This is a genomic window from Roseobacter ponti (assembly GCF_012932215.1).
Classification (GTDB): Bacteria; Pseudomonadota; Alphaproteobacteria; order Rhodobacterales; family Rhodobacteraceae; genus Roseobacter; species Roseobacter ponti.
In genome coordinates this window covers 2784763-2809699 of the sequence record NZ_CP048788.1, presented here as the reverse complement: position 1 = coordinate 2809699, position 24937 = coordinate 2784763, and the positions used below count along the sequence as shown (strand labels likewise).

The following is a 24937-nucleotide window of genomic DNA, read 5'->3' as shown; positions in this document are numbered from 1 at the left end:
GTGCCAAAGGGGCCCGAATCTGTGATTATTTCCGTATCATTTCGTGGCGACATTGTGACTTACTCAACCAGGGACGTTAAACTTCGGTGAAAAATACCATTGTAGAGAGCCATTTACCGGTGACGCTGGTCGGTGGTGGCAGTGTCGGAGCGGGTGATCTGGCCGCAGCAACCGATCTCGCACCGGTCTGCGTGGCGGCTGACGGCGGCGCTGACGCGGCGCTTGGCGCTGGCTACGTTCCGGTCGCCGTTATCGGCGATATGGACTCTATCTCACCTGCTGGACTTGCGCAAATCCCGCCTGAAAACAGGCACCCGGTCACCGAACAGGACAGCACCGATTTCGACAAGGCGCTGCGCAATATCAATGCTCCGCTGATTATCGCTGTGGGGTTTTCCGGCGGCCGTACCGATCATCAGCTCGCGGCCCTGAGTACCATGGTGGTGCGGTGCGACAGCCCGGTGGTTCTGCTGACTGAACGCGATGTGGTGTTTCTCTGCCCACCGCAGATGTCGCTCCGGATGGAGGCCGGCACCCGCGTGTCGCTCTTTCCGATGGGGCCGGTCACCGGACGGTCGCAGGGACTGAAATGGCCGGTCGCCGGGATCAGCTTTGAGCCGGGAAAACGAGCAGGAACGTCAAATCTTGCCACCGGAGATCTGGAACTGGAAATGCACGCGCCCTTAATGCTTTGTCTGCTGCCGCGCGAATTTCTGGGGGCGGTGGCGGCGCTTTTTACTCAGCTGCCAGCGCAAGGGCGGTGGCCCGCTCGCGCAGAACGACATAGAGACCTGCCGCCATCGTTATAAGGATCCCCACAACCGCCATGGGGTCCGGCCAGTCGCCGAAAACAAGAAATCCGAGGATCGTCGCAAATGGAATCTCCAGATACTGCATCGGCGCCAGAGTCGTTGAGGGCGCATAACGCAGCGACCAGGTCATCAGCAGGTGTGCCACGGTGCCGAGAAGGCCGATGCTCAGCAGCAGCGTCCAGTCAAAGGCTGAAACGCTCACGATCTGCAACTCTGTCCAGGCGGTCCCCTGAAAGATCAGCAACAAAGGCAGCAGCATAACAACTGCCATGACACCGCTGACGGCCTGCAGGCTGATCGGGTCCGTCTCGCGCGCGATTTTGCGCGTAACCAGCATGAAAAACGCAAAATTCACCGCGACGACGACGGGCAGAAGTGCGGGCCAGCCGACTTCCGCAAAGCTGGGCTGGACCACCAGCAGCGTGCCGGCAAAGCCGACAGCACAGGCGGTGATCCGTCGCACGCCCACTTCTTCCTGCAACGCGTATTTACCCAGCAGAAGCATGATAAACGGCATGACAAAGGCAATCGCGACAGCATCGGCCAGCGGCAGATAGCGCAACGCGGTCACCATCATGGCGATGCCTGCGATATGCAGCACCGTGCGCAGGAGCGTCAGCCAGAAGACGCGCGGCGTCATGCGCCAGAGCCTGTCGGTAAACCAGATCAGCGGAATAAGGATAAGCGCCTGTATGGCGAAACGCACCAGTACAAGTTGTCCGAGGGGTACCGTCTCACTCAGGATCTTTGCAATCGCGTCGCCTACGGGCGCCAGAATGCAGAACCCCAGCATGAGCAGGATCCCGAGCATAGGCCGGTCTAAATTCATGACATGACGCTAGGGGCAGAGGAAGTGCAGTGCAAGGAAAGGTTGAGTGTTGACCGGATTTAGTCGCGTGCTGACCGGATCATCAGCAATTGGGTATATTGACGGCCAGCCCACCCAGGGAAGTCTCTTTGTACTTCTCGGACATATCCAGCCCGGTCTGCCGCATGGTCTCGATACAGGCATCCAGCGGCACCAGATGGGTGCCGTCGCCGCGCAGGGCCAGAGAGGCGGCGGAAACAGCCTTGATCGCACCCAGACCGTTGCGCTCGATGCAGGGCACCTGCACCAGCCCTTTGACCGGGTCACAGGTCATGCCGAGGTGATGCTCAAGTGCGATCTCGGCGGCGTTTTCCACCTGGCCAGGCGTGCCACCCAGCACCGCACAGAGCCCTGCCGCCGCCATCGCCGCCGCCGAACCGACCTCGGCCTGGCACCCGGCCTCGGCGCCGGAGATTGAGGCGTTGTATTTGACCAGCCCGCCGATTGCTGCGGCTGTGAGCAGAAAATCCTCGACATGCGCCTCGGAAGCGCCCGGAACATGCTCAAGGTAGTACTTCAGCGTCGCCGGCAGTACCCCGGCCGCACCATTGGTGGGTGCTGTCACGACCTGGCCGCCGGCGGCATTCTCCTCATTGACGGCCATGGCATATACGCACATCCAGTCGTTGATCGTGTGAGGCGCGGTCAGGTTCATACCGCGCTCGCTCTGCAGCTTGTCATAAATACCGCTCGCACGGCGTCGCACGCTGAGCCCGCCGGGCAGGATGCCGTCGCTGGTCAGGCCACGTGCGATGCAGTCGTCCATCACCTCCCAGAGCCGTTTCGTGCCGCGCCGCAAACCGTCGGCACCAACGCGGGTTTCCTCATTGGCGCGTTTCATTGCCGCGATGCTTTTGCCCGAGGCCGATGACATCCGGAGCATTTCAGTGGCGGATTTGAACGGAAAAGGCACCGGTGCGCCCTCGTCTGTGTCCTTGCCGGCGGCCAGTTCCGCTTCGGTCAGCACAAAACCGCCCCCGACAGAATAGAAGGTCTCGCGCAGGGTCACATCGCCCTGCGCATCCGTCGCCATCAGGATCATCCCGTTCGCATGGCCCGTCAGCTGCGTATCATAATCAAAAATCAGATCGCTTGCGGGCGCAAACTGCAGCTCCGGCAGGCCGTCGGGGCGGATGGTGCCGGTGTTCTCAATTTCCGCCAGCACCCTGTCGGCTTCTGCGCGGTCGTATGTGTCGGGCACAAACCCCGCCAGTCCCAGAATAACGGCGCGGTCGGTTGCGTGCCCCACGCCGGTAAAGGCGAGACTGCCGTGCAGTGAGGCGCGCAGCCCGTGAAACTCAAAGGGTGACGCGCGCATCATCTCCAGAAAGCGTGCAGCGGCGACCATCGGCCCCATGGTGTGTGAGGAAGACGGGCCGATCCCCACTTTGAACATATCGAATACGGAAAGAAACATGGCTCAGATCGCTGTCCCTTCGGGTGGCTGCGGCGGGTGCGGCGCGGTGAACGGAGTGGTGCCCAGACCTTCGGCCTGTTGCGCGGCTTTCGCACTGTCGCGCAGTTCGAGCGCCGCCGCCATCCGGTGCAGCTGCGGAAAGCTTTTCAGATCAAACCAGCTGTGATCCGTGCCTCGCGGATACAGCGCGCACCAGCGCAGCATTGCCGCCAGATAAAAATCGAGCACGCTCAGCGGTGTGTCCGGCCTGCGGGCATCCTCCAGCAGACGCAGATGCGACAGCACCGCACGGCGGGCGTGATGCCTCAGGTGTTCCTGATCATCCGGGTCATCGCCGATGTAGTTACCGGCATAAAAGAGCCGCCGCAGCTCTGCATGCAGTGTGTTCGAGGCAAACAACAACCACTTCAGAAAGCTACCGCGTGCCTGCCCGTCGGGCATCGGCGCCAGTTGGCCACTGCGGTCGGCCAGCCACAACAGGATCGCTGCGGTTTCAAAGATCACCCCGTCAGGTGTTTCCAGCGCGGGAATGAGCCCCGCCGGGTTCAGCGCCAGATAGGCCGGGGTCCGCTGAGCTTCTGTGGCGCGATCCACAAGCCTTGTTTCAAACGGCAGCTGAAGTTCCTCCAGCACCAGCCGCACGGGCAGGGAAGCATTGTCAGGAGCATAATGCAGGATGAGCGCGGTGGTCATGGGGCCTCAATACTCCGGATCCGGTGCCGCGCCCTGCGAAAAACGACCCCGCGCGGCCAAAAACGCTCACCGCAGTGAAATTCGCACCGGATGGCACCGGTTGCAAAAAAAAACGCCCTCCGGAGAGGGCGCTTTGTGCTCTGAACCAAAGTCTTCGCCTCAGCTTTTGCGCCGGCCCGCGGCGGCAAGTCCTCCAACAGCGGCGAACAGCAGCCAGCCTGCGGCAGGCAGGGGTACAGCTTCGAGCGCGATATTGATGTCGCCATGCTGCCCGCTGTAGACCTGCGAGTGCATGTCGAAATCGTAAAGCTGGTTGCCTGAGGCATCGAGCCCGGACCAGGCCAGCCAGGACGCGAAACCCAGTTCGGTTTTTGACTTGCTGTTTGCGCCAACGCCGAGCTGCGGCGGGTGATCGGCATAGGACGGATCAGGGAACTGGCTCAGCGTCAGCTCAAGCCCCGACAGACTGCCGATACCTGAAAGGGTCCCGCTGCTGATCGAGAAGTATTCCCAGTCGGCGGCCGAGGGCGGGCATCCGTCGCCCCATTCGCATTTTGGCGCACCCGCAAAGTCGTGCCGTGTCATGAACACCATGTCCAGATATAGCTGCAGAGAGTTGTCGCCCTGGTTCTCAACAGTCGCTGTCAGCCGGGCCTCGCCGTCGTGATAAGAAAGATGGCCCTGCTCGACGCCCCAGTAATTATACGCACCGCCATGCCCGGTAATGAAGTTCTTCAGCCAGACGCCGTGCTGGCCATTGTCCGCATTTGAGACATCGTATTCGCCCTCAAACATGCCGGTCGTTGCGGCCATCAGGCCGCTGGCGCTTATCAGAACAGCCGTCGCAGCGGCTGCAATTGTACCTTTTATACGCATTACTCAATCCCCTCTCTGAGGTGTTTGTTACATAACAGTTCAACGGTGTGACCATAGCATACGGGCCGGGGTTTTGCCGTTCATCGTCCGTAACTGCCGCCGGGCGCTGCCTTATTTTCGCCACAATCCGGCACTGTCGGGCAAACCGAAACAATGGCACCTTCCCGGCCACCTGTTGCCCGAGCATTTCCCGCAAAAGTAGTGGCGGCCTCAGCCATCCGCGGACTGGTCAAAAGAACGATTCGGGTCTCGCGCTTGTCGCACTTGTTTTCTATAAGGCGCTGACTGTCCCTTCAGGAGCCTGTCCCATGTCCTCTGACCTCTCACCGATCGACAAAGCCAAATTCATCTCTGCAAAGCGCGCCGCGCAGTTTGTGGAAAGCGGCATGAAGGTCGGGCTGGGCACGGGCTCGACGGCGGCGTGGCTGGTCAGGTGTCTGGGAGAAATGGTCCGCGATGACGGGCTGCGCATCAAAGGCGTGCCGACGTCGACACGTACGGCTGAACTCGCCCGTCAGGTTGGTATCGAGGTGATCTCGCTTGATGAGGCGCGCTGGCTTGACCTTACGATTGACGGGGCAGACGAATTCGACGGCGATCTGAACCTGATCAAAGGCGGCGGCGGCGCACTGCTGCAGGAGAAAATTGTGGCGACCGCGTCGGACCAGATGATCGTCATCTCGGATGCGAGCAAAGAGGTCGAAACCCTGGGGGCCTTTCCGCTGCCCGTTGAGGTCATCCCGTTCGGCTGGCAGACGACACGGGCGCTGATCGAAGAGACCCTGGTGTCGATGGACGTGCTGGGCCGTGATACAGCGCTGCGCATGAACGGGGCAGTTCCTTACGTCACAGACGAGGGCAATCACATTCTCGATCTGCATCTGCGGCGCATCGGCAATGCCCGCCAGCTGGCACTGGTGCTCAATCAGATGCCCGGCGTTGTGGAAAACGGTCTCTTTATTGATATCTGCGACCGGGTCATCATGGGGTTTGCCGACGGGCGCGTGGAACTGCGCGACATTAACGAGGGCACCGTCGATACCGAGCGTATCGATCTGACCGAGGGCGCAAACATTTTCGCAGACTTCACCGACTGACGCGCACGCGCCCGTGATCGCGCAGGAGGGCTTTCAGGCATCCTGTTCGGTGGTAAAATGATCCGGCAGCATACGTGCCGCCCGCAGGACATGATTAAGAAAGGCCCGGTACTATGAGCGACTTTGACTATGATCTCTTTGTGATCGGCGGCGGCTCGGGCGGGGTGCGCGCGGCGCGTGTGGCCGCCGGCGAGGCGGGCGCGAAAGTAGCGCTGGCAGAGGAAGACCGCTACGGCGGCACCTGCGTGATCCGCGGCTGTGTACCCAAAAAGCTGATGGTCTTCGCCTCCGAATACGCCGGCGTGACCGCAGAAGCCGGCGCTTATGGCTGGGACATGCAGCAGGGCAGCTTTGACTGGCCTGCCTTTCGCGGCAAACTCAATGACGAGCTCGACAGGCTGGAACAGGTCTATCGCAATCTGCTCGCAGGCTCCGGTGTCGAAACCTTTGACGCCCGTGCCCGCATCATAGGACCGCATGAGATCTCGCTCAGCACCGGTGGGACAAAGACCGCGAAACATATCCTTGTGGCTACGGGCGGGCATCCTGTGCGGCCTGATCTGGTGAATGCGCACCTGGGCATCGTCTCAGATGATATCTTCCACCTTGATGAACTGCCGAAATCGATCCTGATCGTGGGCGGCGGCTATATCGCCTGCGAGTTCGCCGGCATCATGAACGGTCTGGGCGTTGAGGTGACGCAATACTACCGGGGTGCACAGATCCTGCGGGGCTTTGACGAAGAGGCACGCGGTCTGGTCGCCGAATCCATGCGTGAAAAAGGCATCGACGTGCATGTGGGCACCAATATCCTGGAAATGGGCCCGGCGGATGTGGACCACACACTGACCCAGGGGCCAACCGAGTCCGATGCGGCGATGGGCGGCACGGCCAGAGAGCTCGCGGAAACGGCGTCTCAGCGCAAAGCAGAGGGCGCCGGCGCCGGTCCTGTCTGGGTCAAAGCCACCAACGGATCGGAAAAGGTTTTCGATCTGGTGCTTTTTGCCACCGGGCGGGATCCGAATACGCACGATATAGGCCTCAACGAGGTCGGTGTGAAAACCGGCCGCAGGGGCGAAATCGTGGTTGATGAGTTCAGCCAGACAGCCGTGCCCTCGATCTATGCCATCGGCGACGTGACCAACCGCGTGAACCTGACGCCGGTGGCGATCCGTGAAGGCATGGCCTTTGTCGAAACGGTCTTTAAAGGCAACCCGACGGCGGTTGATCATGAGCTGATCCCCTCGGCGATCTTTACCCAGCCCGAGATGGGCACGGTGGGACTGAGCGAAGAAGACGCCCGTGAGCGCGAACCGGTCGAGATCTACTGCACATCGTTCCGTCCGATGCAGACGGCCTTTGCCGGACAGCCCGACCGGGTGCTGATGAAACTGATCGTTTCGGTGGAGACCCGCCGTGTTCTGGGCTGTCACATCGTCGCACCAAATGCCGGCGAACTGATCCAGATGGCAGGGATCGCCGTCAAAATGGGCGCGACTAAAGAAGATTTCGACAGGACGGTTGCGGTACACCCCACAATGTCCGAAGAGATCGTGACAATGCGGAACCCGGTCCGGACGGCTTGAATTCCGCGCGTTAAAACGTACCTATGGCTTGCAGTATCCGCATGCGACGCGGTTCAGAAGGGAAAGTGATTTAATGGCTGGCAATAATGGCGGCCCCTGGGGGGGCGGCGGCAATTCGGGTGGTGACAGGCCGAACGGTGGTTCGGGTGGCGGAGGCGGCGGCGGTCCGCGTGGCCCGCGTGGCGAAGGCCCGCAGATCCCGGAAATCGACGAGCTGGTCAAAAAGGGTCAGGAGCGCCTGCGTGTTCTGATGGGCGGCAGGGGCGGCAACGGCGGCTCAGGCGGTGATGGCGGCGACAACGGTCCTGCCTTTACCCGCGGGACGATCGGCCTCATTGCAATCGGTGCGGTCGGTGCCTGGCTGATGGCCAGCTTTTACACCGTAGCACCCGAAGAGCAGTCGGTTGAACTCTTTCTCGGAGAGTATTCCTCGACCGGCAACCCGGGTCTGAACTTCGCGCCCTGGCCGCTGGTCACCGCAGAGGTGCTCCCGGTAACGCGCGAACAGACCGAAGATATCGGTGCGCGCACCGACAGCGGCCTGATGCTGACCACGGATGAGAACATCATCGACATCGATTTCCAGGTTGTCTGGAACATCAGCGACCCTGCTCTGTATCTGTTCAACCTTGCAGAGCCGCAGGCGACAATCCGGGCTGTGTCCGAATCGGCCATGCGCGAGGTTATCGCCCGCAACCAGCTGGCGCCCATTCTCAACCGGGACCGTCAGGTCATCGCAGATGAGGCCGAGCAGCTCATTCAGGGCACGCTCGATGCCTATGACAGCGGCGTGAATATCATTCGTCTTAACCTCGACAAGGCTGACCCGCCGCGTGAGGTCATCGACAGCTTCCGCGAAGTTCAGGCGGCAGAGCAGGAACGTGACCGTCTTGAGCGTCAGGCCGATGCCTATGCCAACCGCGTGACCGCGGGTGCGCGTGGTGAAGCTGCAAGCCAGCTTGAGCAGGCCGAAGCCTACCGCGCCCAGCAGGTCAACGAAGCCGAAGGTGAGGCAGCGCGCTTCACCTCCGTTCTGGCCGAATACGCCAAAGCCCCCGAGGTGACCCGTAAACGTCTCTATCTTGAGACGATGGAGCGGGTCCTTGGCGATGTGGACAAAATCATCCTCGAAAGCGGCGCCGGTGGCGGCGGTGCGGGCGGCGGACAGGGCATCGTTCCCTATCTGCCTCTCAATGAGTTGCGACGCAGCACAGGAGGTACAAACTGATGCAGGCGACCAAATTTCTGATCCCGATTGCTGTAATTGTCGTCGTGGGCTTGCTGAGTTCTGTCTTTATCGTGGACGAGCGCGAAAAGGCGCTGGTGCTGCAGTTCGGTCAGATCAAATCTGTGAAAGAAGACCCCGGTCTGGCATTCAAAATCCCGCTCATCCAGGAAGTCGTACGCTATGACGACCGGATTCTGGCGCTTGATACAGAAGTAACCGAGGTAACGCCCTCTGATGACCGCCGGCTTGTGGTAGATGCTTTCGCGCGCTACCGGATTTCGGATGTCACTCAGTTCCGTCAGGCCGTTGGTGTCGGGGGCCTGCGGGCCGCCGAAGACCGGCTTGAGGGCATTCTTAACCCGACGATCCGGGCGGTGCTCGGCTCGGACGGTGTGACCTCGAATACCATCCTCTCCGCGGACCGTGCTGAACTGATGGCACGGATCACAACCCAGGCCCGCCAGCGCGCGCTGCCTCTGGGCCTCGAAGTGGTGGACGTGCGTCTCAAACAGACCAACCTGCCTGAGCAGAACCTTGATGCGACCTTTGCGCGGATGCGGGCCGAGCGGGAACGGGAAGCCGCAGACGAGATCGCCCGCGGTGAGGAAGCGGCCCAGAGGGTACGTGCCCTGGCCGACCGTACTGTGGTCGAACTGACCTCGGATGCGACGCGGGAAGCGGACATCATCCGCGGTCAGGCGGATGCGGAGCGGAACGCGATCTTCGCCGAGGCGTTTGGTGCGGATCCGGAGTTCTTTGAGTTTTACCGCTCGCTCACCGCTTATGAGCGCTCGCTCAAAGGCAGCAACTCCAGCATGGTTCTGTCTCCGGACAGCGAGTTCTTCAACTATCTGCGCTCCGATCAGGGTGCGCGGTCAGACGAAGGCGAGCGCCAGTGAGCACTGTGCTGCTGGCCCTCGGGCTGGTAATGATTGTCGAGGGGCTGGCCTATGCGCTGGCCCCTTCGCTTGTGGAGCGTATGCTTGAGATGCTGCGCAGCCTGCCGGAAAGTGCTGTCCGTCAGGTCGGCTGGCTGGTGGTCGTGAGCGGGGCGATCCTGGTCTGGGTCGCGGTCAATACGGGTGCTGGCTGAAGGCTCTGATGCCTTTGCCGGCGATGTTCTGATCAACGCACCGTTTCTTCACGCTTTGGTAACATACTGTTGAAACTCTGACACCGCGAACCATCTTGGATGTTGCACGGATGTCACCCTACATGCAGTCTGTGTGTCACCACACATGCAGTGTGCAAAACAGATCTCAAGGATCTGAAACGAGAGTCAGGAGGCGACGAATGCAGCCCAAGGCAGTATCCTTGTCAAAAATTAATTCCGATGCCACGCAGATGCGTGTGCTCATGCTGGCGGTTCTGACGCTGGTATTTATGCTGTTCCAGCCGCTCAGCGCGCTGGCCCAGCAGTCAAGTCTTGCACCGCTGGCGGAGAAAATCAGCCCGTCCGTGGTCAACATCACAACATCAACAGTTGTCTCGCGGCCCACCGGCCCGCAGGGAATCGTGCCTGAAGGTTCGCCCTTTGAGGATTTCTTCCGCGACCGTGGCGGTGACGGCGACAGCCCGCGGCGCTCATCGGCACTCGGATCGGGCTTTGTGATTTCCGAAGACGGTTACGTGGTCACCAATAACCACGTGATTGAAGGGGCCGATGAGATCCTTATCGAATTTTTCAACGGTGATGAACTCAAAGCTGAAGTGATCGGCACTGACCCCAACACCGATATCGCTCTGCTGAAAGTGGAAGCCGACGCTCCGCTGCCGTTTGTGTCTTTCGGTGACAGCGATGTGGCCCGCGTGGGCGACTGGGTCATCGCGATGGGCAACCCGCTGGGGCAGGGGTTCTCTGTTTCCGCGGGGATCGTATCGGCGCGCAACCGTGCTCTCAGCGGCACCTATGACGATTACATCCAGACCGACGCCGCGATTAACCGCGGCAACTCGGGTGGTCCGCTGTTCAACATGGACGGTGATGTGATCGGCGTGAACACAGCGATCCTGTCGCCAAATGGTGGCTCGATCGGTATCGGCTTTTCGATGGCCTCAAACGTCGTTACCCGCGTCATCGACCAGCTCAAAGAGTTCGGCGAAACACGCCGCGGCTGGCTGGGTGTACGGATCCAGGATCTGACCGATGATCTGGCCGAATCCATGGGTCTGGAGAGCACCGCCGGCGCTCTGGTCACGGATGTACCTGAAGGCCCTGCGCGTGAAGCGGGCATGGAAGCCGGTGATGTGATCATCAGCTTTGCGGGCAAGGAAGTGGCAGACACCCGCGGACTTGTGCGCCGTGTAGGCAACAGCCCTGTGGGCGAAACGGTGCGTGTCACCGTTCTGCGCGAAGGCAAATCTCAGGTGCTCAAAGTGACGCTTGGCCGTCGCGAGGAAGCGGAAGGTGCTGTGCCGGCCGTGGCGCAGGCACCAGACGAAGAGGATGAGCCTGTTGCAACTGAAATGCTGGGCCTGACGCTGACGATGCTTACGGATGAGCTGCGCGAAGAGCTCGGCATCGGAACCGACATGAGCGGCCTTGCTGTGACAGACGTGGATGAAGCGTCCGAAGCCTTTGAAAAAGGCCTGCGCGCCGGTGACGTGATCACCGAAGCGGGCCAGCAGAAGGTGGGCACCGTGGCAGAACTTCAGGAGCGTGTCGAGGCGGCACAGGAAGCAGGACGTAAATCGCTGCTGCTGCTTGTGCGCCGTGCCGGTGATCCGCGCTTTGTGGCGCTGTCACTCGCAGAGTAAACACTTACTGAACAAAACCGGAAAAGGCGCCTCTCGCGGGGCGCCTTTTCTGCGCGCTCAGGGCACCGTGACGAGGCTGTCGAGCATGGCGGAAATGTCCTCAATCTCTTCGGCCAGCACATGGGTGACCGAATGTGCCCGCTGCAGGCGGCCGGTGACGCGCAGCATGCGGCCCGCGACCACGGCGCGCCGGAAACGTTCGTAGATATGGCGCCAGACGATCACATTGACCACGCCGGTCTCGTCCTCAAGCGTGATAAAGATCACGCCTTTGGCGGTGCCCGGGCGCTGGCGCAGGATAACCAGCCCGGCCACCGTGACCCGAGCATTCAGCGGCGGCGCGTGCAGGCGCTCTGCCACCAGACAGGATGGCGGGCGCGGCCAGGTCTCAGCACTTTCTGACGGGCGGGGCGCGGAAGGAGGACGGACAACATACATGAGAACAAATATAGAACAAAGTCTGGCTGTCGCAAACATCTTTTTTCCGGGTCGCAAAAGAGGCTGGCACGTCCTATATGCCCCCGGTAGAGAAAGCTGAGACAACAAGAGGGGACCCCGAGACGTGGCAAAGATTACCTATATCGAACACGGTGGCACCGAGCATGTGGTGGATGTCGCCAATGGTCTGACCGTGATGGAAGGCGCGCGGGACAATAACATTCCCGGGATCGAGGCCGATTGCGGCGGGGCCTGTGCCTGTTCGACCTGCCATGTCTATGTGGACCCGGCCTGGGTCGAGAAGCTGCCCGCCAAGGAAGACATGGAAGAGGACATGCTCGATTTCGCCTATGAGCCTGATCCTGCACGCTCGCGTCTGACCTGTCAGCTGAAGGTGACCGATGCGCTGGACGGGCTGGTCGTTCAGATGCCGGAAAAACAGATCTGATGCGGGGCAGGGCGCGGCGTCTGCTGTCGCGCCTGCTGGCAGCGCCTTTGCGCCGCGCGCTGCTGGCGTTGTGCCTGTTGCACGGACCGGCCTTTGCCGGTGTTACCATCAACGCCGCCCGCTATGAGGGGCCGACCGACCGATATGCACATGCGGTGCTGGGCGATGCGGTAGAGTACATCACGCTGGTGCTGACGCTCTCAGACGGAACAGAACGTCGCCTGAGCCTGCCGGATGATCTGGTTTTCGAGGATACAGCGCCACGGTTGCACGATCTGAACGGCGATGGCGCACCGGAAGTCGTCGTGGTGGAAAGCAGCCAGACCCGTGGCGCACGGCTTGCCGTCTGGGGCCGCGACGGGCGGATCACGGCGACGCCCTTCATCGGCACACGGTTTCGCTGGCTGGCTCCTTTGGGGGCGGCCGATCTGGACGGTGACGGAACTGTGGAAATCGCCTGGATCGACCGGCCGCATCTCGCAAAGACCCTGCGCATCTGGCGATATGAGCAGAGCGCACTGACAGAGGTAGCCTCGCTTGCGGGCTATACCAACCACCGGATCGGAGAGCACGACATCGCAGGTGGGATACGCATGTGTGGTGGTTTCCCCGAGATGATCCTTGCCACGGCAGACTGGTCAGAGCTTGTGGCGCTCCGGTTTGACGGCGCAGGTATAGCGGGCCGTACTCTCGGCACCGACACCCGCCGCCCGGCTTTTGCCCGCGCAATGGTCTGCGCAGACTGAGCCGGAAAGACCAGCCCGTCTCAGAGGGCGCGCCACCCGATATCGCTGCGGCAAAAGCCTTCCGGCCAGTCCACATCGTCAACCATGGCATAAGCTGCATCGCGCGCCGCACTCAGGCTCTCGGCCCGGCAGGTGACGGCCAGAACCCGACCTCCCTGCGCGACCAGCTTACCCCCGGTGCGCCCGGTACCGGCGTGGAAAACCATGCGGCGGCTGTCCTCGGGCAGGGCCTCAAGGCCCCGGATCTCCGAGCCTTTTTCATAGGCGCCCGGATAGCCCCGCGTGGCCATTACCACCGTCAGCGCATGATCCTCCGCCCAGTTTACCCGCGTCCGGGAAAGCCGCGCTTCTGCTGTGGCATGCATCAGGTCCAGCACCTGAGCACCAAGCCGCATCATAAGTACCTGGCACTCCGGATCCCCGAAACGGACGTTGTACTCCACCAGCCGCGGCACCCCGTCCCTGATCATGAGCCCCACAAAGAGGACACCCTGATAGGGCATACCACGCGCTGTCATCTCCGCCATCGTCGGACGCACAATCGTCTCAAGGGTGGTTTCAATAACCGCGTCCGTCATCACCGGTGCGGGCGAATAAGCCCCCATACCGCCGGTGTTGGGCCCGGTATCGCCGTCACCAACGCGCTTGTGGTCCTGAGCCGTGCCCACGGGCAGCACCGTCTCGCCGTCACAGAGCACAAAGAAAGATGCCTCTTCGCCCTCCATGAACTCCTCAATCACCACCTCGGCACCGGCGTCGCCAAAGGCGCCGCCGAACATATCGTCAATCGCGGCGTCTGCTTCTTCCGCGGTTTGTGCGATAATAACGCCCTTGCCGGCCGCCAGCCCATCCGCCTTGATCACAATCGGCGCACCCTGTTTGCGGACATAGTCACGCGCAGCTTTTGCATCGGTGAAGTGGCCCCAGGCGGCCGTCGGCGCGCCCGCCGCGTCACAGATCTCCTTGGTGAAGGACTTTGACGCCTCAAGCCGTGCGGCCGCCGCACCCGGCCCGAAGACCAGAATGCCCGCGTCCCGCAGCCGGTCGGCCACGCCGGCGGCCAGTGGTGCCTCGGGGCCGATGATCACAAAATCGATGGCACTCTCTTCGGCGAAATTTACCACAGCGCTGCCGTTTTCGATATCAAGCGTTGCGCAGTCGGCGATATCGGCAATCCCCGCATTGCCCGGCGCCACGATCAGACGGTCGCATTTGGGGTTCTGCATCACCGCCCAGGCCAGAGCGTGTTCGCGCCCGCCACTGCCAAGGATAAGAATGTTCATAGCGGGGCTCCCGATCTGCATGGCAATTGGTTTTCGGGCGTTCTAAGCTGCGGCTGAGCAAACAACAACACCAGAGCAGAGATGGACCTGATCGACAGCCCCGACGAAGGCCTCAACAGCCCCGAATTCACCGTGACCGAGCTTTCTGGTGCGATCAAGCGGGTGATCGAGGGCGAGTTTGGGCATGTGCGGATCAAAGGCGAGGTGGGGCGCGTGTCGCGGCCCCGCTCAGGCCACATCTATCTCGACCTCAAGGACGACCGCGCGGTGATCTCCGGCGTGATCTGGAAAGGGGTGGCGGCCCGTCTGCAGACCGCGCCCGAAGAGGGGATGGAAGTCATCGCCACGGGCCGTGTGACGACATTCGGCGGTCAGTCGAAGTACCAGATCATCATCGAAGACATCAAACCCGCGGGCATGGGCGCGCTGATGGCGCTGTTGGAAAAACGCCGCAAAGCGCTGGAGGCAGAAGGTCTTTTTGATGCCGCGCGCAAAAAGCCGCTGCCCTATCTGCCCGAAGTGATCGGTGTGGTGACCTCGCCGTCGGGTGCTGTGATCCGCGATATTCTGCACCGGCTGCGCGACCGTTTTCCGCGCAAAGTGCTGATCTGGCCGGTGGCCGTTCAGGGTGAGAAATGCGCCCCTGAAGTTGCCGCGGCCATCGAAGGTTTCAACGCCATGAGCCCGGGTGGCGCGCTGCCACGGCCCGATCTGCTGATCGTGGCACGGGGCGGCGGCTCGGTTGAGGACCTGTGGGGCTTTAATGAAGAAATCGTCGCACGGGCGGCTGCGGCTTCCGAAATCCCGCTGATTTCCGCGGTGGGCCATGAAACGGATACCACGCTGATCGACTTCGTCTCAGACCATCGCGCGCCCACGCCGACGGCTGCAGCGGAACTGGCTGTTCCGGTCCGTCATGAGCTGATTGCCTGGCTCGACGGGCAGGACGCGCGCATGCGCCAGGCGCTGAGCAATGGTCTGACGCGACGCGGGCAGCGTCTGCGTGATCTGGCCCGTGCGCTGCCGCGCCCTGACAGCCTGCTGGAAACACCGCGCCAGCGGCTCGATATCCGTGCTGCGCGCCTCGGCCCTGCGCTGATGGCGGGTGTGCAGCGGCGCAAAGTACGCCTGGCGGATGTCAGCGGCTCGCTGAGACCGGCAACGCTGCGCCGTGCCGTCGCGGTTGACCGCAAACGCCTTGCAGACCATGCCGTCCGGCTGGAGCCGGCTCTGATGCGCACCGTTTCCGTGAAAAAAGACCGGCTCGCAACACAACTCCGGCGTTTTCGGCCTGACGCTTTTGCCCGCGAGAACAGCCGTAAAGAACGCCAGCTCAGGGATGTGGCGGCACGGCTCTCTGACGCCGGGCAGCGGCAGATCGCAGCCTGGAAGCGCAAAATCGATGGCGCGGAGCGTTTACGCCGCACGCTGGGATATGAGGCCACACTGGAGCGCGGCTTTGCCGTTGTCCGCAGTGAAGGATCCGTGGTGACACGGAGTAATGTCGCAGAAAAAGCGCAGCGACTGGAGATCCAGTTTGCCGACGGTCGCGTGATACTGGAGCGGGGCACATCAGGTGGTGCGGCACCACGCAAGGCCCCGCGCAAGCCAAAAGCGCCCGGGCAGGGGTCGCTTTTCTGAGGCTCAGACGCCGAGATTGGGCGCGAGGCAGATCATCTCTTCATCCAGATCCGAAGCCTCATAAAGCTCGGTCATTCCGGGTACGTTCTTGAAATCTGCAGTCAGGCCGTCGCCGTTTTTGCGGAAAGTCCAGCATTGCGGGTCCGGATTATCTTCATAGACAAAACAGATCTGGCCAGCCTGTTCATACCACTCGCCCTCTTTGCATTCTCCGTCCAGAAACGTCCACTGCACGCGACGGTCTGCAAAATACCGCTCGGCCCCGTATGCAGCACCATCCTGACCGTAAAACAATGTCTTTCCCCGGGTGTATGCATCGAAGGCTTCGCCATCCAGAACCCCCTCTGCCACAGCTGGCGCTGCAAGCGAAACAGCGAGGCTAAAAATCACGCCTTTAGTAAATAAATTCATAATCGTATCTCATATACTTAATGTTTCAGTCGAAGCGGAAGGGCGGGTGTCGGGTTCCGAACTGCGTGGCATTTCACCGGTCAGCCGGCGTACTCTGGGGTCCATCACGCGCCGCCAGAGCGGCGGCACAAAGGCCAGCGCGCCCATGACGGGCACGGACCGTGGCAGGACCGGCGCGCGATCCGGATCAAGGTACAGCTGATCGAACGATCGGCCCGGGTGCATGTGGTGATCCGAATGCAGCGGCGCGTTCAGCATCAGGGCGGCAGACCAGGGCTGCGGCGCGTTCCAGCTGTGCTGTGGTCCCATTGGTTCGGTGCGGCCGCCTGCCACCCTGCGACGGCGCAGGCCATAGTGCTGCAGATAATCGGACAGCAGGAGCTGCAGTTGCGCGTAAACGCTCATCGCGATCAGTGCGGCAATGCCGGCAACTCCGGCCAGCAGCCCGGCCGTGACAAGTGTAAAGGCAGCACCGCCCAGCCAGATCGCATAGGGGTGCAGCTGTCCGGGGCGCTGCCTCGCGGTTTCGGCGCGCCAGCCGGCGGCAAATTCCGTCACCGATGCGCGGGCGGCGAACTGCCAGAAGCTCTGGCCGAGCGGCGCTGAGTTAGGGTCTTTGTCCGTCCCGGCATGTACATGATGCACCAGCAGATGCGCCGAAACATGCTGTCCGTTGAGCAGAGACACATAGATTGCAGCACCGAGGCGGCGCGCCGCGCGGCTCTGCCTGTGGATGAGTTCATGCGCACAGGCATTTGACACCTGCCCGAAAAAAAGCCCCGCACCCAGCAGCAGTAAAACTGTTTCAGCACCGCTCAGATGCCCCGGCATGCCGATGGCCAGCAGAACGGCAGGAAGTATCGTGAAATGCAGGCCCGCGATCAGCAGGGGCTGCACTTTGGCCAGTCCGGGGCCCGCGCGCGCGGCAAAGCTCGCGCGGTCGCATAAAAAGACCACAAGTGTCATCGTGATAAGTCCCGCCGCACTCCACACGCCGCCCAGAAAGGCGCCCGCCAGCAGGCAGGCCCCGGGCAGGAGGCTGGCCAGCATGAAGACAGCGGAGGGCGCAAAGCGTGTCATATTAACCCTTTGTTTACCTCTTTCGCAGCCCACCTCCAAGCGTGCTGCGATGTCGCGGTTAATGCTGGAAGTTTCGGATAGGACACGGGATTGTCGTTTCTGACTGTCCGGGCTCCCCCGATTGCGGTTATTCAGGGCGTCGCAGGGCTGTTACTCTGTGATCAGTACGCGAAATACAACACGGCCGCGCAGGCCGCGCAAAGAGCCGGAGAAACGTGATGGCACTGGATAATTCTGATAAATCCGACCGCAGGGGCGTGTGGAAATCGGGGGCTGGCAAAGGCCGCCGCCACACCAAAGGCCGGCAGTTGCAGGACGACGCCTGGAATGAGGTCCGCGCTCTGCTGGGTGACCGGCCGCGCCGGCGCGATCTGCTGATTGAATTTCTGCACCTGATCCAGGATGCACACGGCCATCTGTCCGCTGCGCATCTGCGCGCACTGGCAGAAGAGATGCGCCTGTCGATGGCCGAAGTCTATGAGGTTGCTACGTTTTACGCCCATTTCGACGTGGTTAAAGAGGGCGAGACCCCGCCGCCCGCGCTGACCATCCGGGTCTGCGATTCGCTTTCCTGCGAACTGGCGGGGGCGCAGACGCTCAAAGCAGCGCTTGAGGAGGGGCTGGACCCGGCAGAGGTCCGTGTGCTGCGCGCGCCCTGCATGGGCCGCTGCGATACCGCACCCGTGCTGGAACTGGGCCACGCCCACATCGATCACGCCACGCCTGAAAAGGTCCGCGCTGCCATCAGGGCGGATGCGACACATGCAACTATCCCGGCGTATGAGACTTTCACGGATTACACGGCCGCGGGTGGTTATGAGACGTTGAAATCCCTGCGGGCAGGCGGCGACTGGGAAGCCGTACAGGACAAGGTGCTGGCGTCCGGCCTGCGCGGCCTGGGCGGTGCGGGTTTCCCGTCGGGGAAAAAATGGGGCTTTGTGCGCGCCGCTTCCGGCCCGCGGTATCTGGCCGTGAACGGGGACGAGGGCGAGCCCGGCACGTTCAAAGACCGTTACTATCTTGAGCGGGTGCCACATCTCTTTCTCGAAGGCATGCTGATTGCTGCCTGGGCGGTCGAGGCGGAAACGGCCTTCATCTATATGCGCGACGAATACCCTGCCGTGCTTGAGATCCTCGCCCGCGAGATCCGTGCGCTGGAAGAGGCCGGCATCGTGAAGCCCGGTTTCATCGATCTGCGCCGCGGTGCCGGCGCGTATATCTGTGGCGAAGAGTCCGCGATGATTGAGAGCATCGAGGGCAAACGCGGGATGCCGCGTCACCGCCCTCCTTACGTGGCACAGGTCGGCGTTTTCGGGCGCCCGACGCTGGTGCACAACGTTGAAACTCTGCACTGGGTGGCGCGGGTCTGTCGTGAGGGTCCTGAGATTCTCTCTTCAGTGGAAAAAAACGGCCGCAAAGGAATGCGCAGTTACTCGGTTTCGGGCCGCGTGGCCGCACCTGGTGTTTACCAGCTGCCCGCCGGATCGACGATCACGGACATCATTGATGCCGCAGGTGGCATGCGCGATGGCCATACATTCCGTGCCTATCAGCCGGGCGGGCCATCCTCCGGCATCCTGCCGGCCAGCATGGCCGACGTGCCGCTGGATTTCGATACGCTGCAGCCGCTGGGATCATTCATCGGCTCGGCTGCCGTAGTAATTTTGTCGGACAAAGACAGGGCGCGCGATGCCGCGCTGAATATGCTGCGGTTCTTTGAGGACGAGAGCTGTGGCCAGTGCACGCCCTGTCGGGTGGGTTGCGAAAAAGCGGTCAAGCTGATGCAGGCGGAACACTGGGATCAGGGGCTGCTCGAAGAGCTCAGCACCGCGATGGTCGATGCTTCGATCTGCGGTCTGGGGCAGGCCGCGCCAAACCCGATCCGGCATGTGATGAAACACTTCCCCGACGAGATCTGAACGGCCCTGCGGCCCTTCCGTTCCGGCTGAAATCCCCTTAGACGGGGAGAAGCTTTAAGGTATCGGGGCCGCAGCCATGGCGTTTTTCAAAAAACTCAAAGATCGTCTCTTCAAATCATCCTCAAAGATCGATGAGGGTCTGGAAGCGATTGTAACTGATGGCGGCGTGGAAGAAACTGTCGCCCCGGTCCCGGAAGTGCAGGATCCATCCGTTGATGGCGTGCCGGAAGCAGCGCCTGAGGCCGAATCTGCCGCGACTGATGCACAGCGCATGGACCCCGTCCCCGAAGCGGCACCTCTTCCGACAGACGAAGCGCCCGCACCATCGCTGCCACAGGACGATCGGGAGGCCGACGGGGATGAAGAAGAGGTGGTGCCGTCCGCAGATGATATGATGGAGGCGCCTGCGGCCGCTGTGGAGGCGGTTCCCGAGGCCGTTGACCCGGAGCCTGCACCTTTGCCGGCAGATGAGGCCCCGCTGGCTGAGGAAACGCTTGACCCGATGCCCGTCCCGGAAACCATTCAACCCGAACCCGAACCCGAACCCGAACCCGAACCCGAACCCGAACCCGAAGAAGAAACCCGCGCGCCGCTCGTGATGCCGCGTACTGAGGTGGCTTCTTCTCCGGTCCTGCGCGAAGACAGACCGGCTGAACCGGCGGCGAAACCGGGCATGCTGGGGCGGCTCTTTGGCCGGGCGGCACCGCAGACCGTGGTGCGCCGCACGCTCGATGACGAGATGCTAGAACAGCTCGAAGAGCTGCTGATCAGCGCGGATATGGGCGTTGATACCGCCCTGCGTGTGGTGGCGAACATGGCTGAAGGGCATATAGGGCGGAAACTCTCCGTCGCCGAGATTAAAGAACTGATGTCAGCCGAAATTGCCCGGATCATGGAGCCCGTGGCCCGCCCGCTGCCGCTTTATCCGAAAACACCGCAGGTAGTTCTGGTGGTGGGCGTGAACGGCTCGGGCAAGACCACGACCATCGGCAAACTCGCCAGCCAGTTCCGCGCGGCCGGCAAAAAGGTGGTGATCGCCGCCGGTGATACCTTCCGCGCCGCCGCCGTCGAACAGCTGCAGGTCTGGGGCGACCGCGCCGGTGTGCCCGTGCTGACGGCGCCCGAGGGCTCGGACCCCGCAAGCCTTGCCTTTGACGCCATGGGCCGCGCGCAGGCCGACGGCGCCGATCTGCTGCTCATCGACACTGCAGGACGGCTGCAGAACCGCAGTGATCTCATGGAAGAGCTTGCTAAAATCGTCCGCGTGATCCGCAAGAAAGACGAAAGCGCGCCGCATAACACACTGCTGGTGCTGGATGCGACGACAGGCCAGAACGCGCTCAACCAGGTGAAAGTTTTCAGCGATATCTCGGATGTCTCCGGGCTGGTGATGACCAAGCTCGATGGTACCGCAAAGGGGGGTGTGCTTGTGGCGCTGGCCGATAAATTCGGCCTGCCCATTCATGCCATAGGCATTGGCGAGCAGATCGACGACCTCGACGCCTTTGATCCCGAAGAGTTTGCCGACGCGCTGATGGGGGTGGAGCGGACGTAAGCCGCGCGCACCATGACCGAATGGCTGATCTCCATCGAGGGCACGGAAACCGGGCACCAGGTGGCGCTGGTGCTGGCGCTGATGGCTGCCTTTCTGCATGCGGTTTTCGGCGCGCTGCAAAAGGGGCGTCATGACCCCTGGCTGACCCGTGGCGCAATCGATTTCTCGTATATGGTGATGGCCGCACCCTTTGCGCTTTTTGTGGTGCCATGGCCCGAGCCGCATATGTGGCCCATTTTCGCGGGCGTCTGGGTCATCCACGTTATCTATAAACTGCTGCAGGCCTGGGCCTATACCAAAGGGGCCTATACCGTCGTTTATCCGGTAGTGCGCGGCACAGGGCCGCTTTTTACCGTGATCGGGGCCTATCTGATCTTTGAAGAGACCTTTACCGGCACACAGTGGCTGGGGGTCGCGGTGCTTCTCGCGGGTATCTTCGGGCTGGCGGTTTATAACATGATCTTTCTGGTCTCAGAACGCGATACGCTGAACGCAGCCCTGGGGCTCGCGGTGATGACCGGGCTTTTCGTGGCCCTCTATACCACGTGGGATGCCTACGGGATCCGGGCCACGGCCAATCCCTTCACGTTCCTTGCGTGGTTTTTCATGATCGACGGCTTTCTGATGCCGGTCATTGCAGCGCGCCGCTGGCAGCGGATGGCAAACCGGCCGGAGCTGCCGCCGCTGATGATCAAGGGCGTTTTTGGCGGGCTGGTGGCCTTTTGCAGCTTTGGCGCTGTGATGATGGCGACCCGGCTTGACAAGGTGGGCGAAGCGGCCGTGCTGCGTGAAACCTCGACCGTCTTTGCCGCGATCATCGGCTGGCTGTTTTTACGCGAAACAGTGGGCCCGCGACGGATTGCCCTTATGGCATTGATTGCTCTGGGCGCTGTGATAGTTGAGATGGGCGGATAAAAAGCAGGATGGATACGTGGCCAAACCGATAAACCCGATCGTAAAACAGGTGCTCGAACTGGGCCCGACCATTGCGTTTTTCCTGATTTACCTGCGGATCCGCGATGACGTCTTTACCTTTGGCGGCACTGAATACACCGGGTTTATCGTGGCCGCGATTGTCTTCGTGCCCATCCTGCTGGTGGCCATGGCGATCCTGTGGAAACTCACCGGAGAACTCAGCCGGATGCAGGTCTTCACAGCCGTTATGGTGATTTTCTTCGGCGGGCTTACGGCCTGGTTCAACGATGAGCGGTTCTTCAAAATGAAGACCACCATCGTCTACGGGCTCTTTGCGGTGCTGCTGGGGATCGGGCTGATGCGGGGTCAGTCGTGGCTGGCCTATGTCATGAACGACATGATGCCGATGCGCGAGGAGGGCTGGATGATCCTGACGCGCCGGCTTTGTGCTGCTTTTGCGGTGATGGCCGTGGCCAACGAGATCATCTGGCGCACCATGTCCACGGATGCCTGGGTCAAAATCGAGACCTTTGCCTTTCCGGTGGCTCTGATGGCGTTTCTGATGTGGCAGTTTATGGCGCTGCAGCCCTATCTGATCAGCGACGAGACGACCGACGACAGCTAGTTTGGATGCACGCGCTGCAGGGCGTCGACGATCGGCTCAGGGATTTCATCGACCCGCACGGCATCCCGCCCCATGGAGCGGGCGACTTTATCCGCGAGATCGAGCGAAATCGCAGCCTCAAGCGCGAGCCGGAATCGCGCGCTGCGGGCACATTTGCGACGCAGATCACCGAACTCCCACTCCAGAACCTCCGCACCTTCTTCGAGCCAGGTTGAGGCAGAACTGGGCACACCGGTCAGAAAGGCGATCTCGCCCAGAAAGAGGTTCGCCGGCAGGACAAAGGCCTGATCCGATTTTCGCACGAGGGTCGAGCCGCTGATGACATAGTAAAGCCGGGTGCCGGGAGCGCCTTCCTCAGTGATCTGCTTGTCTTCCGCAACGGTGTAGCGCGTCGCGAGGTTCATCAGCGCGCGGAAATCACCGGGCGGCAGGCGCGGGAAGGCGACATAGATATCCCGGTGGGCCCGCGGAATGGCAAAACGTGAACTACGCGCAAGCAGACTGGTAAGACCCCAGAGGTTGGCCGCAACGATCAGAAGACTCACCAGGATCGCTTCCCAGAGCGGCCGGTCGGCGATGATCGCATAGTAGAGAATATATATTCCTGTGCCGACGAGCACGAAAAGCCGCAGCACGATCTGGTTCGTGATTGCGAGGCCGGCAACGTAAAAAGCACCGGCCAGAAACACCAGGTACTCCGGCGGCATAATGCTTTGCACGTAGTTCACTCGTCACTTCCCCAAAGTCAACCAGCCGGACCTTTGAGGAGAATCGCCACTGATGCAAAGGAAAACGAGACAATTTGTACTGTTTTTCCGCAATTTGCGCAGAGGATCAGCTTCGTTTGAAGAGTTTATCCTGCGCGTTCCTGTCCTTGCGGAAATCGCCGCGCTTTTCGGCGTAAAGCGCGCGTCCGGCGATCACACCCGGTCGCGCGCTTACAGCGTCGAGCCAGCGTGCCATATGCGGCTTGTCTTCCAGCGTCTGCTGCTGCCCTTCCCAGAGCGAGGCCCAGCCCCAGATCGCCATATCCGCAATCGAATAAAACCCGCCGGCCACATATTCGCTCTGCGCCAGGCGCCGGTCGAGCACACCGTAAAGCCGCGCGGTCTCGTTGCGATAGCGGTCTTTGGCGTAAGGAAGATCATTGGGCGGATCCATTGCCGGGGCGTATTTCAGAAAGTGATGCGCCTGGCCTGCCATCGGTCCCAGACCGCCCATCTGCCACATCAGCCATTCATTCACGGCGATTTTTTCGCGCGCGGTACTGCCGCCGAACTGCCCGGTCTTTTCCGCCAGATAAAGCAGGATCGCACCGGATTCGAAGATTGAGACCGGTTCACCTTCGGGCCCGTCGTGATCCACAATCGCCGGCATCCGGTTGTTGGGTGCAATTTTCAGGAACTCCGGGGCGAACTGATCCCCGGCGCCGATGTTGATCAGATGTGTCTCATAGGGCAGTCCCATCTCCTCAAGAGCGATGGAAGTTTTCCAGCCGTTTGGTGTCGGCCAGAAATAGAGATCAACAGGCGTGCTCATTATTTTTTCCCCGGGCTTGTGTGCCGGCCATGATGCGGTTTTTCACACGCAGGGCAAGGGGCATAGCAGGCAGGGCCTGAGCAGCATCTGACAGACATGCACTGCCACCGCTGCCGGCAAAGAGCCGCGACCAGCGTGGCGCTGTGCCGGTGGGCAGTGCCCTGCGCAGGAGACCGGCGGGCAGCTTGTCAGGGGAGCGCAGCAGCTGCGTATAGAGCGCCATGACGCCCGGCCTCGTATAAGAGGACCAGTGGCAGATCCGTCGCGAGGGCGCGCCGACCGGCAGATCAAGAGCACTCAACGCCTCCAGGGTAAGGGCGCAGTCCAGTTGCAGGGTGCAGGCGTTCGGAGCGCTGATGCCCTGGCCGATGGCGTGGTCTGCCGGAAAATCGCGCGGTACGAGCCGCTCAAAGGCCAAGTCAAAAAGGTCATTTTCGCGGCTGGTGATATTAAAGACTTCGGTGCTGCGCCCGGCGGGGGTGCGCAGCATCTGTTGCGTGCGTCCGGCAAAGCTCGCCCCGGTCAGCAGCACAATCCGGCTCACAGCACCCGCGGGCAGGTGTTCCAGCGCGCTGAGCGCCGCTTCAGAGCCCATGGAATGCGCGATGATGTGCACGGGGCGTTCCGGCGCGCTGGCCCGCAGAAGCGAGATGATTGTCGCAAGGCTGCCGCCCAGATCGCGCGCCCGGCGGTGCACGCGCGCCAGTGGTCCGCGCGCATACCAGCCAAGCGCGATACCAAGCCCTTCCTGCGGATCGCCCGCGCCAAAGCCCAGAGCCTGCGGCCAGCTGCGCGGACCGGTGCCGAAGATTTTGTGGTGCGGGCAGTGGGCATGGGTGGAGGGGTCGTATTTGTAGCCATGCAGCATGATGATCACCGGGCCGGTGCCCTTGCCGGGCCGTGCGATCAGAAGGCGCGCGGACTGACCTGGGTCATGCAGCGCGAACCCCTGAGAGGTCGCATTGATCCTGAGCAGCGGCATTGAGGCGCCCTCTCTACAAGA

25 protein-coding genes are annotated in these 24937 nt (G+C 61.6%); 14 read left to right on the top strand and 11 right to left on the bottom strand.

Annotated elements, in window-relative coordinates; genetic code table 11:
- Nucleotides 1–86: 86 nt before the first annotated feature.
- The gene (locus tag G3256_RS13250; protein ID WP_169641272.1) at nt 87–809 is read left to right on the top strand and encodes a thiamine diphosphokinase; all 723 of its coding nucleotides are present in this window, start codon (nt 87–89) and stop codon (nt 807–809) included.
- Here the strand turns inward: G3256_RS13250 and G3256_RS13245 are convergent.
- The 4 genes from G3256_RS13245 to G3256_RS13230 form a co-directional block, all read right to left on the bottom strand.
- Complete coding sequence (locus G3256_RS13245; RefSeq protein ID WP_169641271.1) at nt 736–1641, bottom strand: DMT family transporter; 906 nt, start codon at nt 1639–1641, stop codon at nt 736–738. The genes G3256_RS13250 and G3256_RS13245 overlap by 74 nt on opposite strands.
- Before the next feature lie 82 nt (nt 1642–1723).
- On the bottom strand, nt 1724–3097 hold the full coding sequence (locus G3256_RS13240; RefSeq protein WP_169641270.1) for an L-serine ammonia-lyase: 1374 nt from the start codon (nt 3095–3097) through the stop codon (nt 1724–1726).
- A 3-nt stretch (nt 3098–3100) separates the two neighbouring features.
- Complete coding sequence (locus G3256_RS13235) at nt 3101–3790, bottom strand: glutathione S-transferase family protein (RefSeq protein WP_169641269.1); 690 nt, start codon at nt 3788–3790, stop codon at nt 3101–3103.
- A gap of 159 nt (nt 3791–3949) precedes the next feature.
- Complete coding sequence (locus tag G3256_RS13230) at nt 3950–4666, bottom strand: VPLPA-CTERM sorting domain-containing protein (RefSeq protein ID WP_169641268.1); 717 nt, start codon at nt 4664–4666, stop codon at nt 3950–3952.
- A 308-nt stretch (nt 4667–4974) separates the two neighbouring features.
- On the opposite strand from G3256_RS13230, the gene rpiA reads away from it, so the two are divergent.
- From rpiA to G3256_RS13200, 6 genes are all read left to right on the top strand, one after another.
- A complete protein-coding gene (rpiA, locus tag G3256_RS13225; RefSeq protein WP_169641267.1) occupies nt 4975–5763 on the top strand; it encodes a ribose-5-phosphate isomerase RpiA in 789 nt (262 codons plus the stop codon).
- Nucleotides 5764–5876: 113 nt separating this feature from the next.
- Entirely contained in the window at nt 5877–7349 is a 1473-nt protein-coding gene (locus tag G3256_RS13220; RefSeq protein WP_169641266.1) for an FAD-dependent oxidoreductase, read from the top strand.
- 73 nt (nt 7350–7422) lie between these two features.
- On the top strand, nt 7423–8577 hold the full coding sequence (gene hflK / locus G3256_RS13215; RefSeq protein ID WP_169641265.1) for an FtsH protease activity modulator HflK: 1155 nt from the start codon (nt 7423–7425) through the stop codon (nt 8575–8577).
- Nucleotides 8577–9476 carry a protease modulator HflC gene (gene hflC / locus G3256_RS13210; protein WP_169641264.1) on the top strand — a complete coding sequence of 300 codons (900 nt, stop codon included), beginning with the start codon at nt 8577–8579 and terminating at the stop codon, nt 9474–9476. Before hflK ends, hflC begins: the two co-directional genes overlap by 1 nt.
- Nucleotides 9473–9670 (top strand): DUF2065 domain-containing protein, encoded by a 198-nt coding sequence (locus G3256_RS13205; RefSeq protein WP_169641263.1) that lies wholly within the window; start codon nt 9473–9475, stop codon nt 9668–9670. Before hflC ends, G3256_RS13205 begins: the two co-directional genes overlap by 4 nt.
- Nucleotides 9671–9870: 200 nt before the next feature.
- A complete protein-coding gene (locus G3256_RS13200; protein ID WP_169641262.1) occupies nt 9871–11334 on the top strand; it encodes a DegQ family serine endoprotease in 1464 nt (487 codons plus the stop codon).
- 57 nt (nt 11335–11391) lie between these two features.
- Here the strand turns inward: G3256_RS13200 and G3256_RS13195 are convergent, their stop codons facing one another.
- A complete protein-coding gene (locus G3256_RS13195) occupies nt 11392–11772 on the bottom strand; it encodes an OB-fold nucleic acid binding domain-containing protein (RefSeq protein ID WP_169642441.1) in 381 nt (126 codons plus the stop codon).
- A 124-nt stretch (nt 11773–11896) separates the two neighbouring features.
- On the opposite strand from G3256_RS13195, the gene G3256_RS13190 reads away from it, so the two are divergent.
- Nucleotides 11897–12220, top strand: a complete 324-nt coding sequence (locus G3256_RS13190) for a 2Fe-2S iron-sulfur cluster-binding protein (protein ID WP_169641261.1) — start codon at nt 11897–11899, stop codon at nt 12218–12220.
- Entirely contained in the window at nt 12220–12966 is a 747-nt protein-coding gene (locus G3256_RS13185; RefSeq protein ID WP_169641260.1) for an FG-GAP repeat domain-containing protein, read from the top strand. Before G3256_RS13190 ends, G3256_RS13185 begins: the two co-directional genes overlap by 1 nt.
- A 20-nt stretch (nt 12967–12986) precedes the next feature.
- On the opposite strand, the gene purD is transcribed toward G3256_RS13185, so the two are convergent.
- The gene (purD, locus tag G3256_RS13180) at nt 12987–14249 is read right to left on the bottom strand and encodes a phosphoribosylamine--glycine ligase (protein WP_169641259.1); all 1263 of its coding nucleotides are present in this window, start codon (nt 14247–14249) and stop codon (nt 12987–12989) included.
- Nucleotides 14250–14330: 81 nt separating this feature from the next.
- Here purD and xseA point away from each other — a divergent pair, with 81 nt between their 5' ends.
- Nucleotides 14331–15890 carry an exodeoxyribonuclease VII large subunit gene (gene xseA, locus G3256_RS13175; RefSeq protein ID WP_169641258.1) on the top strand — a complete coding sequence of 520 codons (1560 nt, stop codon included), beginning with the start codon at nt 14331–14333 and terminating at the stop codon, nt 15888–15890.
- A 3-nt stretch (nt 15891–15893) separates the two neighbouring features.
- On the opposite strand, the gene G3256_RS13170 is transcribed toward xseA, so the two are convergent.
- Nucleotides 15894–16301, bottom strand: coding sequence for a hypothetical protein (locus G3256_RS13170; protein ID WP_169641257.1), 408 nt, complete (start codon nt 16299–16301; stop codon nt 15894–15896).
- Between the two features lie 9 nt (nt 16302–16310).
- Nucleotides 16311–17381 carry an alkane 1-monooxygenase gene (locus G3256_RS13165; protein ID WP_169641256.1) on the bottom strand — a complete coding sequence of 357 codons (1071 nt, stop codon included), beginning with the start codon at nt 17379–17381 and terminating at the stop codon, nt 16311–16313.
- 218 nt (nt 17382–17599) lie between these two features.
- Between G3256_RS13165 and G3256_RS13160 the strand changes: the two genes are divergently transcribed.
- From G3256_RS13160 to G3256_RS13145, 4 genes are all read left to right on the top strand, one after another.
- The gene (locus tag G3256_RS13160) at nt 17600–19300 is read left to right on the top strand and encodes an NAD(P)H-dependent oxidoreductase subunit E (protein ID WP_169641255.1); all 1701 of its coding nucleotides are present in this window, start codon (nt 17600–17602) and stop codon (nt 19298–19300) included.
- A gap of 76 nt (nt 19301–19376) precedes the next feature.
- Entirely contained in the window at nt 19377–20855 is a 1479-nt protein-coding gene (ftsY, locus tag G3256_RS13155) for a signal recognition particle-docking protein FtsY (RefSeq protein WP_169641254.1), read from the top strand.
- Nucleotides 20856–20867: 12 nt separating this feature from the next.
- On the top strand, nt 20868–21770 hold the full coding sequence (locus G3256_RS13150) for an EamA family transporter (protein WP_169641253.1): 903 nt from the start codon (nt 20868–20870) through the stop codon (nt 21768–21770).
- A gap of 16 nt (nt 21771–21786) precedes the next feature.
- On the top strand, nt 21787–22395 hold the full coding sequence (locus tag G3256_RS13145) for an inner membrane-spanning protein YciB (protein ID WP_169641252.1): 609 nt from the start codon (nt 21787–21789) through the stop codon (nt 22393–22395).
- Here the strand turns inward: G3256_RS13145 and G3256_RS13140 are convergent.
- The 3 genes from G3256_RS13140 to G3256_RS13130 all read right to left on the bottom strand — a co-directional run bounded on the left by G3256_RS13140 (nt 22392) and on the right by G3256_RS13130 (nt 24916).
- On the bottom strand, nt 22392–23123 hold the full coding sequence (locus tag G3256_RS13140) for a Crp/Fnr family transcriptional regulator (protein ID WP_246227612.1): 732 nt from the start codon (nt 23121–23123) through the stop codon (nt 22392–22394). The two genes, G3256_RS13145 and G3256_RS13140, sit on opposite strands and share 4 nt — an antisense overlap.
- Nucleotides 23124–23229: 106 nt before the next feature.
- Nucleotides 23230–23934, bottom strand: a complete 705-nt coding sequence (locus tag G3256_RS13135; RefSeq protein ID WP_169641251.1) for a glutathione S-transferase N-terminal domain-containing protein — start codon at nt 23932–23934, stop codon at nt 23230–23232.
- On the bottom strand, nt 23918–24916 hold the full coding sequence (locus G3256_RS13130; protein WP_169641250.1) for an alpha/beta hydrolase: 999 nt from the start codon (nt 24914–24916) through the stop codon (nt 23918–23920). Before G3256_RS13130 ends, G3256_RS13135 begins: the two co-directional genes overlap by 17 nt.
- Nucleotides 24917–24937 lie beyond the last annotated feature (21 nt).